17 protein-coding genes are annotated in these 17,385 nt (G+C 45.1%); all 17 read right to left on the bottom strand.

The genetic code is table 11. The annotated features are described in order from the left end of the window. Positions 1 to 53 precede the first annotated feature (53 nt). The 17 genes from mfd to metG all read right to left on the bottom strand — a co-directional run bounded on the left by mfd (position 54) and on the right by metG (position 17,333). Positions 54 to 3,587: a transcription-repair coupling factor gene (gene mfd, locus QM454_RS06215; RefSeq protein WP_432362939.1), complete on the bottom strand. Its 3,534-nt coding sequence runs from the start codon at positions 3,585 to 3,587 to the stop codon at positions 54 to 56. A 79-nt stretch (positions 3,588 to 3,666) separates the two neighbouring features. Next, positions 3,667 to 3,906, bottom strand: a complete 240-nt coding sequence (locus QM454_RS06210; protein ID WP_432362936.1) for an anti-sigma-F factor Fin — start codon at positions 3,904 to 3,906, stop codon at positions 3,667 to 3,669. Between the two features lie 56 nt (positions 3,907 to 3,962). Further along, positions 3,963 to 4,526, bottom strand: a complete 564-nt coding sequence (gene pth, locus QM454_RS06205; RefSeq protein ID WP_432362933.1) for an aminoacyl-tRNA hydrolase — start codon at positions 4,524 to 4,526, stop codon at positions 3,963 to 3,965. A gap of 73 nt (positions 4,527 to 4,599) precedes the next feature. Then, the gene (locus QM454_RS06200; RefSeq protein WP_432362930.1) at positions 4,600 to 5,232 is read right to left on the bottom strand and encodes a 50S ribosomal protein L25/general stress protein Ctc; all 633 of its coding nucleotides are present in this window, start codon (positions 5,230 to 5,232) and stop codon (positions 4,600 to 4,602) included. An 81-nt stretch (positions 5,233 to 5,313) separates the two neighbouring features. Next, positions 5,314 to 6,273, bottom strand: a complete 960-nt coding sequence (locus tag QM454_RS06195) for a ribose-phosphate diphosphokinase (RefSeq protein ID WP_432362927.1) — start codon at positions 6,271 to 6,273, stop codon at positions 5,314 to 5,316. A 14-nt stretch (positions 6,274 to 6,287) separates the two neighbouring features. Further along, positions 6,288 to 7,658 carry a bifunctional UDP-N-acetylglucosamine diphosphorylase/glucosamine-1-phosphate N-acetyltransferase GlmU gene (gene glmU, locus QM454_RS06190; RefSeq protein ID WP_432362924.1) on the bottom strand — a complete coding sequence of 457 codons (1,371 nt, stop codon included), beginning with the start codon at positions 7,656 to 7,658 and terminating at the stop codon, positions 6,288 to 6,290. A gap of 183 nt (positions 7,659 to 7,841) precedes the next feature. Beyond that, positions 7,842 to 8,126, bottom strand: a complete 285-nt coding sequence (gene spoVG / locus QM454_RS06185) for a septation regulator SpoVG (RefSeq protein WP_432362921.1) — start codon at positions 8,124 to 8,126, stop codon at positions 7,842 to 7,844. A 173-nt stretch (positions 8,127 to 8,299) separates the two neighbouring features. Next, on the bottom strand, positions 8,300 to 8,677 hold the full coding sequence (locus QM454_RS06180; protein WP_432362918.1) for a RidA family protein: 378 nt from the start codon (positions 8,675 to 8,677) through the stop codon (positions 8,300 to 8,302). Then, positions 8,674 to 9,507, bottom strand: coding sequence for a pur operon repressor (gene purR / locus QM454_RS06175; RefSeq protein WP_432362916.1), 834 nt, complete (start codon positions 9,505 to 9,507; stop codon positions 8,674 to 8,676). Before purR ends, QM454_RS06180 begins: the two co-directional genes overlap by 4 nt. Before the next feature lie 57 nt (positions 9,508 to 9,564). Beyond that, the gene (gene ispE / locus QM454_RS06170; RefSeq protein WP_432362913.1) at positions 9,565 to 10,431 is read right to left on the bottom strand and encodes a 4-(cytidine 5'-diphospho)-2-C-methyl-D-erythritol kinase; all 867 of its coding nucleotides are present in this window, start codon (positions 10,429 to 10,431) and stop codon (positions 9,565 to 9,567) included. A gap of 213 nt (positions 10,432 to 10,644) precedes the next feature. After that, complete coding sequence (locus QM454_RS06165; RefSeq protein WP_252505021.1) at positions 10,645 to 10,830, bottom strand: small, acid-soluble spore protein, alpha/beta type; 186 nt, start codon at positions 10,828 to 10,830, stop codon at positions 10,645 to 10,647. A 127-nt stretch (positions 10,831 to 10,957) separates the two neighbouring features. Further along, on the bottom strand, positions 10,958 to 11,224 hold the full coding sequence (gene veg, locus QM454_RS06160) for a biofilm formation stimulator Veg (protein WP_432362910.1): 267 nt from the start codon (positions 11,222 to 11,224) through the stop codon (positions 10,958 to 10,960). Positions 11,225 to 11,367: 143 nt separating this feature from the next. Further along, a complete protein-coding gene (gene rsmA / locus QM454_RS06155; RefSeq protein WP_432362907.1) occupies positions 11,368 to 12,252 on the bottom strand; it encodes a 16S rRNA (adenine(1518)-N(6)/adenine(1519)-N(6))-dimethyltransferase RsmA in 885 nt (294 codons plus the stop codon). Further along, entirely contained in the window at positions 12,245 to 12,805 is a 561-nt protein-coding gene (gene rnmV / locus QM454_RS06150; protein WP_432362905.1) for a ribonuclease M5, read from the bottom strand. The genes rsmA and rnmV overlap by 8 nt, the downstream gene beginning before the upstream one ends. A 320-nt stretch (positions 12,806 to 13,125) precedes the next feature. After that, on the bottom strand, positions 13,126 to 14,358 hold the full coding sequence (locus tag QM454_RS06145; RefSeq protein ID WP_432362902.1) for a ubiquitin-like domain-containing protein: 1,233 nt from the start codon (positions 14,356 to 14,358) through the stop codon (positions 13,126 to 13,128). 131 nt (positions 14,359 to 14,489) lie between these two features. Next, the gene (locus QM454_RS06140; protein WP_432362900.1) at positions 14,490 to 15,260 is read right to left on the bottom strand and encodes a TatD family hydrolase; all 771 of its coding nucleotides are present in this window, start codon (positions 15,258 to 15,260) and stop codon (positions 14,490 to 14,492) included. Positions 15,261 to 15,374: 114 nt separating this feature from the next. Beyond that, the gene (gene metG / locus QM454_RS06135) at positions 15,375 to 17,333 is read right to left on the bottom strand and encodes a methionine--tRNA ligase (protein WP_432362898.1); all 1,959 of its coding nucleotides are present in this window, start codon (positions 17,331 to 17,333) and stop codon (positions 15,375 to 15,377) included. Between the last annotated feature and the right edge of the window lie 52 nt (positions 17,334 to 17,385).

Raw genomic sequence — 17,385 nt, 5'->3', positions numbered from 1 at the left:
TTCCGTTCGGATATAGTATGCATCATGTTTGGACATTTTATGCAATAGTTCCTTTAGCCGGAACTTGCTGATGTAGGCTCTTTCATTGCCGATTGTAAAATTCTCATCATCTCTTCGAGCACATCAAATTCGGTTTTCTTACCCGTATGGCGTTCATCCACCGTGATGATGAGCCGGCCGTCTTCCATCGTAAAGCCTACAGCCCTGCCGAACTCCATCGAGTCTGCAACAATTTTAGCGCCGTCCGTCGTAGCTGTCCCTTCTTCGGATAAGCGGATTTCGATAATGGAACGTTGTTTTTTGATGGATTCAACGCCTGCCATGCGTCCCCACGCTTTTATCCTTCCGACGCGCAGCAACAAATCTGCTTCAAACGGCAAATCACCGAACCGGTCCGTCATTTCATCGAAGAGTTCAGAGTAATCCTCTTCGCTTTCGATTGCTTTGACACGTTTATACATTTGGATTTTCTGGAATCCGTCTCGGATATACGTATCCGGCAAGTACGCATTGATTGGCAAGGAAATCTCAACATCCGGAATTTCTGATTTCACGATGCCTGTCTGTTTCTCTTCGATTGCTTCTTGCAACATTTGTGAGTAAAGATCGAAACCGACAGAATCGATGAAGCCGTGCTGTTGAGCACCGAGCAAGTTCCCTGCACCACGAATTGACAAGTCACGCATCGCGATTTTGAATCCAGATCCGAGCTCCGTAAATTCCTTAATTGCCTGCAGGCGACTTTCCGCAACTTCCGTCAATACTTTGTCGCGTTGATAGAGGAAATAGCCATATGCGACGCGGTTCGACCGTCCGACCCGTCCACGCAATTGGTATAGCTGGGATAAGCCCATCCGGTCCGCATCATGGACGATGAGTGTGTTAACGTTTGGAATATCGATTCCCGTCTCGATGATCGTCGTCGTGACGAGGACGTCGTATTCACCTTCTAGGAAGCTTAAAATCACAGATTCAAGCGTCGACTCGCTCATTTGTCCATGGGCGAAAGCGACCCGTGCTTCCGGAACGAGTTGTTTAATTTCATCAACTTTACGCGTCATATCTTCGACGCGGTTGTATAGATAGAATACTTGACCGCCGCGCCCTAGTTCCCGCTCAATCGCTTCCCTTACAAGACCTAAATTATGCTCCATGACATACGTCTGGACTGGGAAACGGTTCGCTGGAGGCGTTTCGATGACGGATAGGTCACGGACACCGAGCATCGACATATGCAATGTCCGTGGTATTGGCGTCGCCGTCAATGTGAGAACGTCCACATTCGTTTTAAGCTGTTTCAGCTTTTCTTTGTGGGACACGCCGAACCGCTGCTCTTCATCGACGATGAGCAGACCAAGATCTTTATAGACGACGTCCTTCGAAAGAAGACGATGGGTGCCGACGACGACATCTATCGTGCCAGCCTTTAACCCTTTCAATGTTTCCGTCTGCTGTTTTCGTGTACGGAAGCGGTTTAATAGGGAGACTTCCACCGGAAATCCAGAGAACCGCTCCTTCATCGTCTCGTAATGTTGCTGGGCAAGAATCGTCGTCGGAACGAGGAACGCAACTTGCTTCCCGTCAGCGACCGCCTTGAAGGCAGCACGAATTGCCACTTCCGTCTTCCCGTACCCGACATCACCGCAAAGAAGCCGATCCATCGGTCGCTCTCTCTCCATATCTTGTTTTACTTCAGCGATGGAACGGAGCTGGTCTTCCGTTTCGTCATATGGAAACGCATTTTCGAAGGAACGTTGTAAGTCATCGTCCGTTGAAAACGCATATCCTTTTTCCGATTCACGTTTAGCATAGAGCTTAATTAGATCGTCTGCGATATCTTTAACTGCAGCTGACACTTTGCTCTTCGTTTTTTTCCATTCAGCGCCGCCAAGTTTATGGAGTTTCGGCTCCTTTTCCCCAGATGCGACATATTTCTGGATAAGGTCGATTTGATCTGCCGGAACGAAAAGTTTGTCCTCCGCGCGATAGCGGATATCGAGATAGTCTTTATGAATGCCGTTCACTTCAAGTGTTACGACGCCATAATATTTACCGATTCCGTGGTGGACGTGGACGATATGGTCTCCGGGTTTAATTTCCGAATAGCTTTTGATGCGCTCCGCATTCGTCATTTTCTGCGGACGGGCTTTCCGTTTCGGCTTCCCTTTGAACAGCTCCGCGTCCGTAATAACCGCAAGACGTTGGAACGGCATTTCGAATCCTGCGGACAGATCCCCTTCAATAATTGAGATTGTTCCCGAATTTGTCGGCTTGCCGTTCAATGCCGCGTCCATCTCGTAATCTCTTAGAATCGATTGGACCTTCGCCATTCTCTCTTCCCCATCAGCAACGATGAAAATATTGTACTTCCCTTGCTGCCAACGTTCTATTTCATTTTTCAACAAGTTCATCTGCCCGTGGAATTCCTGCATCGGTTTGCAAGAGAACGAAACATTTTTCTTCAGGACGATGCCCGGCACAGCTCTAACGAACAAAGATAAGTACGACTTTGGCTGATCGAGCATTTTGTGCATCTCTTCGAATGAAAACGAGATTTTCGCGTCATGGACGATCTTTCCTTCTTCAAGAAGCGATAGAAACCATTCCTTTTCTTCACTTTCAAGAGCAGAAGACACTTCCACAATCCGGCCGATTTCGTCAAATAAAACAATGCCATCTTCCGGAAAATAATCGCCAAGATAGGATGGAACACGGTCTGAAAACGATACATATTTCAGCATTCCTTCCGGCACTACACGATCTCGCAAAAGGCCGATGTCCCGGGTCATGTTCGCCATAAGGGCTTCTTTTGTTTCTTCATTTTTCATCCGTTTCAAACTTGCGCTAAGAGCTTCTTCCAAATTCGAAGCAATTTGCGATAATTCAGCGGCGTTCCAAATGTATTCTGTTACGGGAAGAATCGTCACTGCTGTTAGTTTGTCGGTCGAGCGTTGGTCTTCCGCAGAAAATGCTCGAATGGAGTCGACATCGGTATCAAACAACTCAATCCGAATCGGGTTTTCCATATTCAATGGATAGACGTCTAAAATACCGCCCCGAAGAGCGAAATCGCCCGGCGCGGTTACCATTTCCTGTCTCCCATAGCCCACTTCCACAAGCTTTCGAATCCATTCATCTACATCGATGCTGTCGTCCAAGTTGACTGACAAGGAATTTTCAAGCCATTTCTCTTTTGGAGGAAGAAGTTTCTTCATTCCAGCAACTGGCGTAATGTAAATCCCCTTGCCGACACGTGCCATATGATCGAGTGTATCGATACGACTCGCGCGCAGTTCATAACTGGACACAGAAAAATCGGCAGCGATTAATTCCTCTGCCGGATACAAATGAACGAGTGAATCGCCTAGCATTTTCACAAGGTCTTCGTATGTACGTTGTGCTTGCAGCATGTTGGGAGTGATGATGAGGATTGGCTTCCCGTCGGACTGCTGGACAGTCTTGAAAAAGACGGCCTTTGCGCCACCCGAAAGACCCGCCAGTAATTGACGGTCCTGTCCTGTATTCAACTCCTCAACTACTTTAGTAATCTCTTTGTCTTGTAGAAATAAATCTATGAGCGCATCCAATGATTATTTTCCTCGCTTTGCTATAAAAAAATTGAAGTGAAAAAAGCTTTGCGCGCACGATACGCCAAAGCATAAAACATTATTGAAGCCATTTTCGTAATGCATAGTAATTTGGATTCATTCGTAACGACTGTTCACATTGTTCACAAATGCATCGAACTGTCATCGAACCGTTTTCATCATACTCGAGAAATTGCTCGTTATGTCCTTCTTCAGCCTTTTGCAGTTCTCGGATTATCTCTTCGGCAGATGCGAGCGGGATACTACCGACTTCGGAGTTGCAATGTCTACATGAATAACGAATGGTTTTTGGTTTCATCGGTTTCATCGACCCCTTTTTAACAAAGTATAGGCGGATGCGCCGATGATTATTCCTTAGGAACCATTATAGTTATTCATCACATCTAAAAACGGGCTCTTTAGCCAATCCATACAAGCGGAAGCGCTTTTATCTACCATCTCTTCAATTAGCGGCTGTTCTTCCTTACTAAATGGGGACAATACATAATCAGATACTTTCATGCCACCTGTTGGGCGACCAATTCCAATCCGGATTCTATTAAACGTATCGGAGCCAAGATGAGCAATTAGTGATTTCATGCCATTATGGCCACCAGCGCTCCCTTTTTGGCGCAGACGCAATTTGCCCGGAACGAGATCTAGGTCGTCGTAAAGTACGACGATGTCTTCGAGCTCCACGTCATAATAGTCCATCAGCGGCCCTACGCATTCGCCAGAAAGATTCATGTATGTTAAAGGTTTGACGAGCATCACTTTCCCCTCAGGACGGTGGATGATCGTATAAGCGCCGTTGAATTTCATTTGCATTGCGGGCGCGTCTAGTCGACGAGCCAATTCATCGATTGCATGGAATCCGACGTTATGCCGAGTCTTCTCATATTGCTTCCCCGGGTTTCCGAGGCCAATTATCATTTTCATAAGGCGTATCTTCCTTTTGAATGGATTATAAAAAGGGCGCACGCTTTTACACGTGCGCTCCAACAGTTGCTTATTATTCTTCCTCTTTTTCGCCGATAACTTCCGGTTCTGCAGTCGTTGCCTCCACATCGCCTTCAAGCTCTTCCAATTCCTCTTCGGAACGTGGAGCAGAGATAAGAACGAGTGGATACTCATCATCAGTTAGAATTTCAAACTTCGATTTCGCGCGTACGTCCGCAACTGCAATTGTATCACCAATTTGCATTTCGGAAATGTCGATTTCAAAGAACTCCGGAATATCTGAAGGCTTAACTTTAATCGTCACTTCACGGTTCGGTTGTTGTACAACTCCGCCCTCTTTCTCGCCGACAGATTCGCCGACAAGTTGTACGGTAACGTTAACTTCAAGCTCTTCAGTCATGTCAATTGAAAGGAAATCCGCGTGGCGAATATCACCTTTCAAAGCATCTTCCTGAAAATCGTTCAATACGACGTTTAATTTCTTGCCGTCAACTTCTAGCTTGATAACGCCATTGCGTCCAACTTCGCGCAATGTAGTCAGTAGCTCGCGTTCTTTTACGGCAATTGGTGTAGATTCTGTGTTATATCCATAAACGACGGATGGAACAAACCCTTCATTTCTAAGTGCTGTTAATGCTGATCTTGTTTTTACATCTCTTGATACCGACTGAATTGCTGTACTCATTTGCGTAGTCACCTTTCCTAAAAAAAGTTATTCTATCTCTTGAAATACCCAAAATCAGACGACATAAATTAGCTTGTCTGCTTATTCAAATAACGTGCTGACAGATTTCTTTTCGAACACACGGATAACAGCTTCTCCCAAAAGTTTAGCAATTGATAATTGTTTAATTTTCGGGGACTTTTTGCTTTCCGGTAGTTCAATTGAATTCGTAATGACCAATTCCTTAATTCTGGAATTGTCGATTCTTTCGATGGCAGGGCCGGAGAGCACGGGATGCGTACAGCAAGCGTACACTTCTTTCGCACCACTTTCGATAATCGCGTTCGCTGCGATTGTAATCGTACCGGCTGTATCGATGATGTCATCGATCAAAATAGCTGTTTTCCCTTCGACGTTCCCGACGATGCTCATTACTTCGGCAACATTTGGACGTGGACGGCGTTTGTCGATAATTGCAATTGGCGCTTTCATGCGATCCGCCATTTTTCGTGCCCGTGTAACTCCACCATGATCTGGCGATACGATGACAAGTTCGCTTCCTTCCAAGCCTTTTCCTTTGAAGTATTCTGTCAAAATCGGCTCTGCTACGAGGTGATCGATTGGAATGTCAAAGAAGCCTTGAATTTGTGGTGCATGAAGATCGATAGCGATGACGCGAGTTGCACCGGCTTTTTCAAGCAAGTTGGCTACAAGCTTCGCCGTGATCGGCTCACGAGAACGCGCTTTACGGTCCTGACGTGCATAGCCGTAATAAGGCATAACGACATTGATCGTACGGGCGGATGCGCGCATTAATGCGTCAATCATAATGAGGAGCTCCATTAGGTTATCATTGACTGGATTAGAAGTGGACTGGATGACAAAGACATCACAGCCTCGGATACTTTCTTCGATATTAATTTGAATTTCTCCGTCACTGAATCGTTTGACGGAGCACTTGCCGAGTGGACGTCCAATTTCGTCCGCCACTTCTTGTGCAAGTGTTTCGTTGGAAGTTAACGAGAATATCTTCAGTTTATCATTAGGATAATGATTAGCCATCATGGTCCCCCTGGTTAGTTAAGATTTAATTTTGTTACGTATCCTTCTTTATTCTCCTGGCGCGCGCGCCCAATTGCAAGTGATTTTTCAGGTACATTTTTTGTAATTGTCGATCCGGCTGCTACATAAGCGCCTTTTCCAATTTTTACAGGTGCAACTAGATTGGAGTTACACCCGACAAACACATCGTCTTCGATTGTTGTCGTATGCTTGTTTTTACCGTCGTAATTCACCGTAATCGTGCCGCAGCCAATATTGACATGTGTGCCGACTTCCGCATCACCGATATAGCTGAGGTGGGAAACCTTGCTTCCTTCTCCTAGTCTTGACTTCTTCACTTCGACAAAATTGCCGATTCTTACGTTGTCGCTGAGTTTGGATTCCGGACGGATATGTGCGAACGGGCCTACTGTCGTACCGGAACCGATAATGCTGTCCCGAACAACTGACGAATGAATGGTTGTATAATTACCAATTTCACTGTTGGCGATATGACTGTTTGGTCCTATGATACATTTTTTCCCGATGATCGTCTGTCCTTCGATCATCGTGCCTGGTTGAAGAACTGCATCTCTGCCGATTTTGGCATCCGCGCTAATGTACGTGTTGCCCGGATCGATGATTGTCACACCGTTGCGCATATGGGATTCTGCAATCCGTTGACGCATTACCTTTTCCGCTTCCGATAGAACAACTCTATCGTTAATACCGATTGTTTCGCTGAAATCTTCGGTTACGTAAGCGGAAATCAATGCCTGTTCGGCCTTCAAGATGCCTAAACAATCTGGCAGGTAGTACTCGCCTTGCGCGTTATCGTTCTTCACTTTTTTCAAAGCCTCGAACAATGCGCGATTATCAAAGCAGTACGTTCCTGTATTGATTTCAGTCACTTTTCGCTCTTCCGGTGTAGCGTCCTTATGCTCAACGTTACGAAGGACGTTTCCTTGTCCATCCCGGATAATACGACCATAACCTGTTGGGTCGTCAGCGTGTGCAGTGAGGATTGTCGCTTTCGCCTTCGTGTCGATATGATGCGCAATTAATGCTTGCATCGTTTCCGACTTGATAAGCGGTGTGTCTCCACAGACGACGAGCGTAATTCCTTCAAGCTCACCTAGCAGGTCCTCAGCTTGCTGAACTGCATGTGCTGTGCCTAGTTGCTCTGCCTGAAGTGCATATTCACATTTCTCACCGAGAGTTTCCTCCACTTTTTCCGCGCCGTGACCGACAATCGTTACGATTTTTTTCGCGCCGATTTCGAGTATATGGTCAACAACGTGTGCGACCATCGGTTTTCCACAGACAGGATGCAATACTTTATATAAATCGGACTTCATCCGCGTCCCTTGCCCTGCAGCAAGGACGATGGCATATGTATTCGTCATTTGCTGGCCTCCATCCATAATTTCATTATTGACTATAGCCGAAAATAGTATAAATTTCAACTATACCCCCTTGACAATATGATGTAATTCTTTTAATATTATTCTTTTCATTTTTTGTTGAACCAAAAAAGCACAAAACCAGAGAATATCTCTTGGCTCCGTGCTTCTTTTATACTCCATAATTCATGCTCCAGCTTCTTCCAACACACCTTTTTCCTCGGCCATATGATACGCAGATAGGACAGCCTCTTGGACTTTCATCCTTGCCGACGTATTGATGGGATGTGCGACGTCTCGGAATTCTCCTTCGGGTGTTCGCTTGCTTGGCATCGCGACGAATAACCCGTCATTCCCCTCAATGACACGGATATCATGTACAACAAACTCACCGTCCAAGGTAATCGATGCAATCGCCCTCATTCGGCCGTCCGTCTCAACCTTCCTCAATCTAACATCAGTCACTTCCATTATTTCCCCACTCCCTTTAATGTATCTTTTAATACTCGGCTCATGGGTTATATTCTACAAAAGTAAGCATTTCCCTTTTATTTTTTAAAACTTTTTCCAAAAAAGCTTTTTTTCCGTCAACTTAAGTAAAAAAAATGGCGGCCGGCTCATTTCGACCGGCCACCACTTATGAATTATTCGCCGGCAAGGGCGATGACTTCGATTTCAACTGCTGCATCTTTCGGCAATCTCGCCACTTCCACAGTTGAGCGTGCAGGCGTGTGTGAGCCGAAATGTTTTGCGTATACGTCGTTTAATGCTGCGAATTGATTCATATCCTTAATGAACACTGTCGCCTTGATAACTTGATCAAGGGAAGAGCCTGCCTCTTCTAATACGGCTTTCAAGTTAGCGAAGACCTGGTTCGTCTGCTCTTCAATTGTCCCTTCGACGAGCTGTCCATCCGATGTCATCGGAAGTTGCCCGGATGTGTAGACCAATCCGTTCACTTTCACTGCTTGTGCATATGGCCCGATCGCTTTTGGTGCATTTTCTGTCGCTACGTAATTCATTTCGTTTTTCCACCCTTCATAAAATAGTTTCCTTGTTCAAGTTCGATTGTTCGATCCTTCTCGTTTACTGCACGGAGCTTAACTAAAGAAAGATAATCGTCGACGAGCACTTCCTCAGCATGTTCCGCTTCTACGAGGACGGCAATTCCCGCAAGCTCGCAGTCGAATTCCTCGAGTAAATTTTTCATGCCAGCCATCGTTCCGCCCGCTTTCATGAAATCGTCTGTAATCAATACTTTGTTACCACTTTTCATGCTCCTTTTCGACAATACCATCGTCTGGATACGCCGTGTGGAGCCGGACACGTAATTGATACTGACCGTTGACCCTTCCGTCACTTTACTGTCCCTACGAACGATAACGACCGGGACATTTAAGTGGCGAGCAATCGCATGAGCAATCGAAATGCCTTTCGTGGCGACCGTCATTATTAAGTCTATTTCCGTATCCGCAAATGCAGATGCAAATACTTTTCCGATCCGGTCCATTATTTTAGGATCCCCTAAAAAATCCGTCATGTATAAATAACCACCTGGTAACAGGCGGTCTGACCTGCCAAGACTTTCTTTAATAAGGGCCATCACTTCACGGACTTCCGTTTCGGAAACATGCGGAATGTATTTTACTCCACCCGCAGCACCCGATACCGTCATCAATTTTCCCGTCCCGTTCTCTTCAAACGTCTCCTTGACGATTGCCAGGTCTTCGCTGATGGATGACTTTGCCGCATGATAGCGCTCGGAAAAGAAAGTGAGCGGTATAAGTGTATGAGGATTTTCCAATAGATGACGCGTCATATCGACGAGTCTTCCGCTCCTTTTCCACTTCATCATAAACAACCCCTAAACCCGAATATTTTATTCGTACATTATCATAATTATACGTCTTTAATCAAGCAGAAAACGTTCTCCTGTCATTCTGACTGCATGCACTTCCTTACAGAAGCCTTTTAGTCCATTGTAAATCCTTGAGACTCTCGCTTCTTGTTTAACGAATCCAAAAACAGTCGGGCCGCTTCCGCTCATCAGGACAGCATCTGCTCCGAACTGCTCCATTTTCTCCTTCAAGATGACGACTTGTGGATAGAGTTTCATCGTCACCGGCTCCAGTACATTGCCCAAGGATGCGCACATTTTGTCATAATCTCCTGAGTGCAATGCTTCTAGCATACTTGCTGTATCAGGATGCTTGACGGAATTGACGTCAAGGTTTCGGTAAATATCTGCTGTAGAAACAGAAATCGAAGGCTTTGCGAGGATGACCCAACAGTTCGGCGGTGCTGGTAACTGCTGGATTTTCTCTCCGCGCCCTGTCGCAAGCGCCGTCCCTCCATGGACACAAAACGACACGTCTGATCCAATCTTCGAGCCGATATTCGCCAATTCTTCCGCGCTCAGTTGCAACTTCCAAAGCCGATTCAATCCTCGTAAAGTCGCCGCCGCATCCGAACTGCCGCCCGCTAGACCTGCAGCAACAGGTATTTTTTTGTCGAGCGTTATTTCGACACCATCGCGGATACCATACTTCCGTCGAAGCAGATCCGCAGCTTGATAGGCAAGATTTTTCTTGTCATTCGGAACGAATCGCTCGGATACTTTTATGTTAATGCGTCCGTCATTTGATGGGCGAAGCCAGACACGGTCAGCCAAATCGACTGTCGTCATGATCATTTCCACTTCATGAAAACCGTCGGGGCGTTTATGTAGGACATCGAGTGTCAGGTTGATTTTTGCAGGTGCTTTCTCATATAACATCCAGCCCCCTCCATTCCAAGCTTGTCATTGTTCCCATTTTACCATAGGGCGAATGGATTGCACCCCCAAAAAACGCAGAACAACTGCATAGAGGAGAGAACCGTAAACGAAAATGCGAAACCGTGTCAATTTAGAAAGAAAAGAGCTGCACGGCGTCTGTAACGACATCCATGCAGCTCTTCCTTTGTCAGTCGTTCATGAGATGGGTGGATCTTAGCTGTCGTTTCGTTTTTCCGCCATTCCACGTTCAGCCATCTGAATGGCATGCTTCACCATATTTCCGGCGTCACGCGATTTGATACCTCCCCAACCTTCCCGCTGAACAACATCGTAAAAGCCAAGCTCTTTAGCAATCTCTTCCTTCAAGTGCTCAGACATTATACTTCGTCTTCTCGCCATTAGGTTTTTCCTCCTTATCGACTGACACGTATAGTATGGGCATAGGCAATAAAAAAACACCTATGCACTTCCGAATAGAAGTACATAGGCATTTTAATAAAAAACAATACATGATTGCTATAAAAACTTATTTGACGATGAACGCAGTCGCATCCCCGTCATCCAGAACTGTTATTTCGACTGCTTCAGTCAAAATATCCGCGTAGCTGTAAGACACTCTTTCAAAAGCATTTTCATCCTGGTCCAGTTCAACAACAAAAACTGCCCGATATGTCTCACGAAGAATTCCGGCACGTTCAATCGTTTTCTTACGGCCGCCGTTTGCTCTTAAATGCAAACGTTTCCCCAAGTGAGCATCCAATGACTTCTTAATGTCCGCTAATGTTTTTGGCACGTCGCTTACACCTCACTGGATATAAGTATAACACTTTTAAAAAGTTCTGTCAATTGAAACGAAGATTTTATCAGTAAAGCCTTATATTTGTCAATTCCTTTTTTACTTTTTTCGATTAAAAAAGCTAAGAATCGTCCCAGTTATTAAGACATCTTGAACTGTGGATACAGAGCATTCGACAATTCCCCGAACTCCTTGATGGATAATGTCTCACCTCTCCGGCCCGGATCCATGCCGATCTGCTCGAATGCCTGAAGAATTTGTTCCTTTTTTAACTTTCCATCCGGCAAAGAGGATTGCAGATTGTTTAGCAACGTCTTTCTTCTTTGAACGAATGAACCTCTTGCAACCTCAAATAGGAAGTCTTCGTCTATCACATCGACAGGAGGTCCTACTTTTTTTGTTAACGTCAACACTGCCGATTCAACATTTGGTTGTGGGATAAATACTGTCTTCGGAACAATCATCGAAACTTCGGCATCCATATAGTATTGGACTGCAATTGATAGTGATCCGTATGCTTTCGTACTCGGAGACGCTGTGATGCGATCCGCCACTTCCTTTTGCATCATAATTACCATGCCACGAATCGGAACTTTACCGAGCAGGAATTTCATAATAATCGGCGTCGTTACATAGTAAGGAAGGTTCGCTACGACGACAATATCGTCATATCCGGCAAACTGCTCCTCGATGACTTTGTTTAAATCCGCTTCAAGGACGTCCTGATTAATGATCGTAATATTGTCATATGGCGATAATGTATCTTCTAACACAGGTAGCAGACGCTGATCAATTTCAAATGCGACGACCTTCCTCGCAGACCGCGCCAGATGCTCCGTCAATGCACCAATACCCGGGCCAATTTCAATGACGCCCGTCTTCTCGGTTAACCCAGCATGCGAAACAATATTACGTAAAATATTCGGGTCGATTAAAAAGTTTTGACCTAAGCTTTTTTTGAATGAAAACCCGTGCTTCTCTAAGATTTCCTTTGTTCTTATAGGTGTTGCAATATCCTTATTCATGGCCATCCTCCTCTTGCAGGACTTTCAATGCCTCCATTAATTGATGTTGCCCAATCCGGAACATTTCAAGTCTCTTTTTCAATCCTTTGCCGTTCACTTGTCCAATTTGCAATAATTCACTTAGCCTGTCGCGCCGTCTTTTCGCATCAGGATGCCCAATGAGCCTTTCATCTAGCAGGACCCGTAATGGAATTTCCTCGATAGGTTGGATATCAACGGAATAGACTGCTTCCAATGCTTTTTTAATATCTTCATCTTTTGCGTGTTCAATGCCAAGCCCTTGTCCATTTTTCGCGATTGTTTTCGATTTATGCAAAAATGCGTGTTTGACGCCCGGAATCCGTTCTTCGATAATGGAGCGGATTCTTCTACCCGGAAAGTCTGGATCTGTAAATATGATAACTCCACGTGTTTCTTGGGCGAGTCGAATCCGTTCCAATGTCTTTTCGTCGATTGCGGACCCGTTCGTCTCAATTGTGTCTGCCCCTGTCGCTCTTTTAACTGCAACTGTATCCGATTTTCCTTCTACGACGATTATTTCTTTTATGTTCACTGTGACCCTCTTTTCGTTAGGCTACGTTTGTATAATTTTACGTGTTGAAGCGTCCGTTGTACAGCTGTTCCCTTATGGAGGGGTTACTACTGGGATTTCGCTTCGGGCGGACGCTTTCCGCGGGCGAGCGGTGAGCCTCCTCGGTCGCTACGCTCCCTGCGGGGTCTCCCCTGCCTCGCTTTCCCGCAGGAGTCGCCGCCCTCCGCTTCCAATGTCACTCAATCTGTTGTCAATTAAATAAAAGAAATAAATTCACAAAAAAACCGTGGGACTGGTTAGGCCCCACGGATTGGTGTGGAAATACATGACTGCTATTGGAATTAGTCGATCACTTTTATTTTCACTGTGCGACGGCCAAATTTGTACGCTGCCGCCTTCGTCGGAATAAATAGATCAATTTTGTTCCCTTTAATCGCACCACCGGTATCTCCCGCAACGGCGTATCCATATCCTTCAACCCATACTTTAGAGCCGAGCGGAATGACGCTAGGATCTACGGCAATGACTTTTAAATTTGGGTTAGCCCTCAAGTCGATACCTGTTGCTGTTTTCCCTGTACACCCGCTACAGTACGCTGTATAGGCAGTGGCTGTAACATAAAACTCTTTCCCACCGGACGGTGCTGCTGAGCTGCCGCGTGATACGACTACATTAGATTTTTTAGTAGCGGCGCTTGCTACTGCAACTTTGGAACCGACCGCAACAATTTTCTTTTGCGGTTCCTCAATGACCTTTTCACTCAATAACTTACGAGATACTTCCTTGCCATTTTCTTTGACAATTTCAAACTTGCGCTCGACAGACCCCTTCTTGCCTTCCTGAATGACCTTTTCTCGTCCTTTCAGCAATTTGGCATCACTTTTCATTACGACTGCAAAGTTTGTTGGTTCTTCCACTACATCGGTGACCTTTTCCACCCGCACGACTTCAACTATAGAACCGGGCTTGACGAATCCGTCTGCCTTACGGTTTAGCTTGTCATGTTCATTCAGTTGAATGTTCTCTCTCTTTAAAAAGTCAGCGACCGTAGTCGAAGTTGACCACATTTGTTTCTCATTTCCACCATCGATAAGTGTCAATTGGAACGCTTTTTGAATATTGATACGTAGATCTTCCCCGAGGTTTTCATTCAAATTTGGTGTGACCTCATCATGCTCTGAAAGGTCGATATTGGCCGCAGCTAAAATATCGCCAACGTTCTGATCCGTCGTCCAAATCTTTTCTGTTTCCTTACCTGTTTGAATTTCTACTTGCTTTGCCTGTTCCCACCTGATCGTCAAGCCTTCCTCGATCGGGGTATTCACTGAGGGTATTACTAAATCGTGTTCGGCGACTTCAATATCCCTACTTGAAAGAAGTTGCCCAACTGTATGTGTAGATGTTTTTATTTCAATTTGCTCATCGTTCACATGAAGTGTGACCGATTTCTTAGATCCTTCGTAAAGAACAAGTGAAATGATTGAAACAAATAGCGCAAATGCAACAGCAAAAATTGCTATTTGTTTACTCCTCAATGACATCGAGAACAGATTTTTCATGGTACTCTTTATCATGAAAAAACTCCTCCTTTATCACTCGGCAAATTATACGGCTTCCTTTTCAACGTGTCAACCCATTATGTTTTCAACTTTTTCCACTTAAGACGGATAGATTCAGGTAGGAAGCCGTACAATCCACCTATAAATTAGTTCGAAATACGGAAGATCTTTAAAGCATTTTCGGTCGTTCTTTTTGCTACCTCTTCAACTGGAATGTCTTTCAACCGAGCAATTTCTTCTGCCACGAGCGTGACAAGTGCCGGTTCATTTCGTTTACCACGATGAGGATGGGGTGCAAGATAAGGCGCATCTGTTTCAATTAATAAATGATCCAACGATATATCTGTTGCAACTTGCTTCGGCATTTTTGCATTTTTGAACGTAACTGGGCCACCAAGGGAGATGAGGAAGTTCATATTAATGCACTCTTTTGCAGTTTCTACACTGCCGCCATAACAGTGCATAATGCCACCCGTTAGTTGGGCATCCTCTTCCTTTAAAATCCTGACGACATCCCCCGTCGCGTCACGATTATGAATAATGACAGGCAGATTAACTTTTTGCGCAAGCCGGATTTGCTTTCGGAACAATTCTTGCTGAACTTCCTTTGGTGATTTGTCCCAATAATAATCGAGGCCGGTTTCTCCGATGCCGACGACTTTCGGATGCGCCGCCAACGATTCAATCCATTCTAGATCTTCGTCAGTACAATCAATGGCGTCTACAGGATGCCAGCCTACGACAGCATAAATGAATGGGTATTGCTCAACTAACTCCATCGCTTTCTCAATCGTCACACGGTCGAAACCGACGACGACCATTTTGTTGACCCCCGCGTCAATTGCACGTTGAATGACTTCTTTAACGTCTTCTTCATATTGGTGCGCATTCAAATGAACATGCGTATCGATATACATTTTTCGTCTCTCCTCATTCTAATTCAATGAAATACAACTTTTGTTACAGTATGGCGACAATTCGGTTAAAAGATAAAGACGGCGCCTCTAGTAGGAAACGCCGTCTTGTATTATTTACTTCACTTGTGCACCGTTTGCCAATGTCGGATCAACAGTTGCCAATTTCAGCACACCGTTCGAACTTCCAGCTAAAATCATCCCTTGGGATAATTCGCCACGTAATTTCACCGGCTTCAAATTGGCGACGACAATCACTTTCTCGCCAATCAAAGCGTCCGGTTCGTAATGCTCTGCGATGCCCGAAACGACTTGACGCTGCTCATAGCCTAAATCGAGTTGAAGCTTTAGCAGCTTGTCCGCTTTTGGTATTTTCTCACACGCAGTTACAGTCGCGACACGTAAATCGACTTTCATGAAGTCATCGATCGTAATTTCTTCTGCTTCTTCAATTTCAACAGGCTCTTCTTCCTTCTTTTCCTGTGGAGCAGTAACAGCCATCTGATCGCGGATGTAGACAATTTCCACTTCCGGATCAAGACGAGGGAAAATCGGCACTCCTTTTTCCACAACTTTTGTTCCTTCAGGAATCGCCTCAAAGTCGCCTAATGTTTCCCATGCTAGCATTGTTTCATTCAAACCGAGTTGATCGATAATCTGAATCGGCGCCTTCGTCATGAACGGCTGCAAAAGAACCGCAATTTGCCGTAGCGATGCAGCAAGATGTGCCATGACAGATGCCAATTTCCCTCTGTCTGCTTCGTCTTTTGCAAGAACCCATGGAGACGTTTCATCGATGTATTTATTCGTACGTGAAATGATTGTCCATAGTTCCGAAAGGACGACGCTAAATTGCATTTTCTCCATTGAAGCTTCGTATTTTTCGATTGCGTTCTCTGTGAAGTCGCGCAGTACACTGTCAAATTCAGTCGGCTCTAACCCTTCATTCGGAATGACACCGTCGAAATATTTATTAATCATAGAAACTGTACGATTTAACAAGTTGCCAAGGTCGTTGGCTAAGTCGTAATTCGTCCGCTCAACGAATGATTCAGGTGAGAATGTACCATCTTGTCCGAACGGCAATTCGCGAAGAAGGAAATAACGTGTCGCGTCTAAGCCGTAACGCTCAACAAGCATTTCAGGGTAAACGACATTCCCTTTTGATTTCGACATTTTGCCGTCTTTCATCATAATAAAGCCGTGGGCAAATACTTTTTTCGGTAACGGCAAATCGAGCGCCATTAGGAAAATCGGCCAATAGATTGTATGGAAACGGACGATATCCTTCCCGACGACGTGCACGTCTGCCGGCCAATACTTGTTGAATAGCGATTCATCATCGGAACCGTAGCCAAGTGCAGTAATATAATTCGTCAATGCATCGACCCAAACGTAAATGACGTGCTTTGGATCTCCAGGCACTTTAATACCCCAGTCAAACGACATACGGGAGACAGACAAGTCTTCAAGTCCCGGTTTAATAAAGTTATTAATCATTTCATTTTTCCGGGATTCCGGTTCAATGAAATGCGGGTTGTCTTCGTAGTATTTCAACAGCCTGCCCGCGTACTTCTGCATATTAAAGAAATACGATTCCTCAGAAACTCTCTCCACCGAGCGATGACAGTCCGGACAGTTTCCATCTTCAAGCTGCGCCTCTGTGAAGTACGATTCGCAAGGGATACATTTCCAACCTTCGTATTCACCTTTATAAATATCGCCGTTATCAAGGAACTTTTTAAATATTTTCTCGACGAGTACTTTATGTCGTTGTTCTGTCGTTCTAATGAGATCATCATAGGAGATGTCCATCAGCTTCCATAGATCGACGGCGACATCTGCGATTTGGTCCACGTATTGTTGCGGCGGAAGACCTTCCTCCTCAGCCTTCTCCTGGATCTTCTGTCCGTGCTCGTCCATTCCTGTCAGGAAGCGCACGTCGAATCCACGCAGTCTTTTATAGCGAGCCATCGCATCCGATGCAACGGTCGTGTAAGCAGTTCCAATATGAAATTTCCCACTCGGATAATAAATAGGAGTTGTAATATAAAATGTTTTTTTCTGTTCTGCCACCAAAATACCTCCTGTGTTTCAATCTATACTAACCATATTATCTAAAATTCAA

The sequence above is a fragment of the Sporosarcina sp. UB5 genome (genome assembly GCF_050859005.1).
Taxonomy (GTDB): Bacteria; Bacillota; Bacilli; order Bacillales_A; family Planococcaceae; genus Sporosarcina.
Note: the sequence above shows the minus strand (reverse complement) of the source record. Positions and strands in the feature narration are given on the sequence as shown.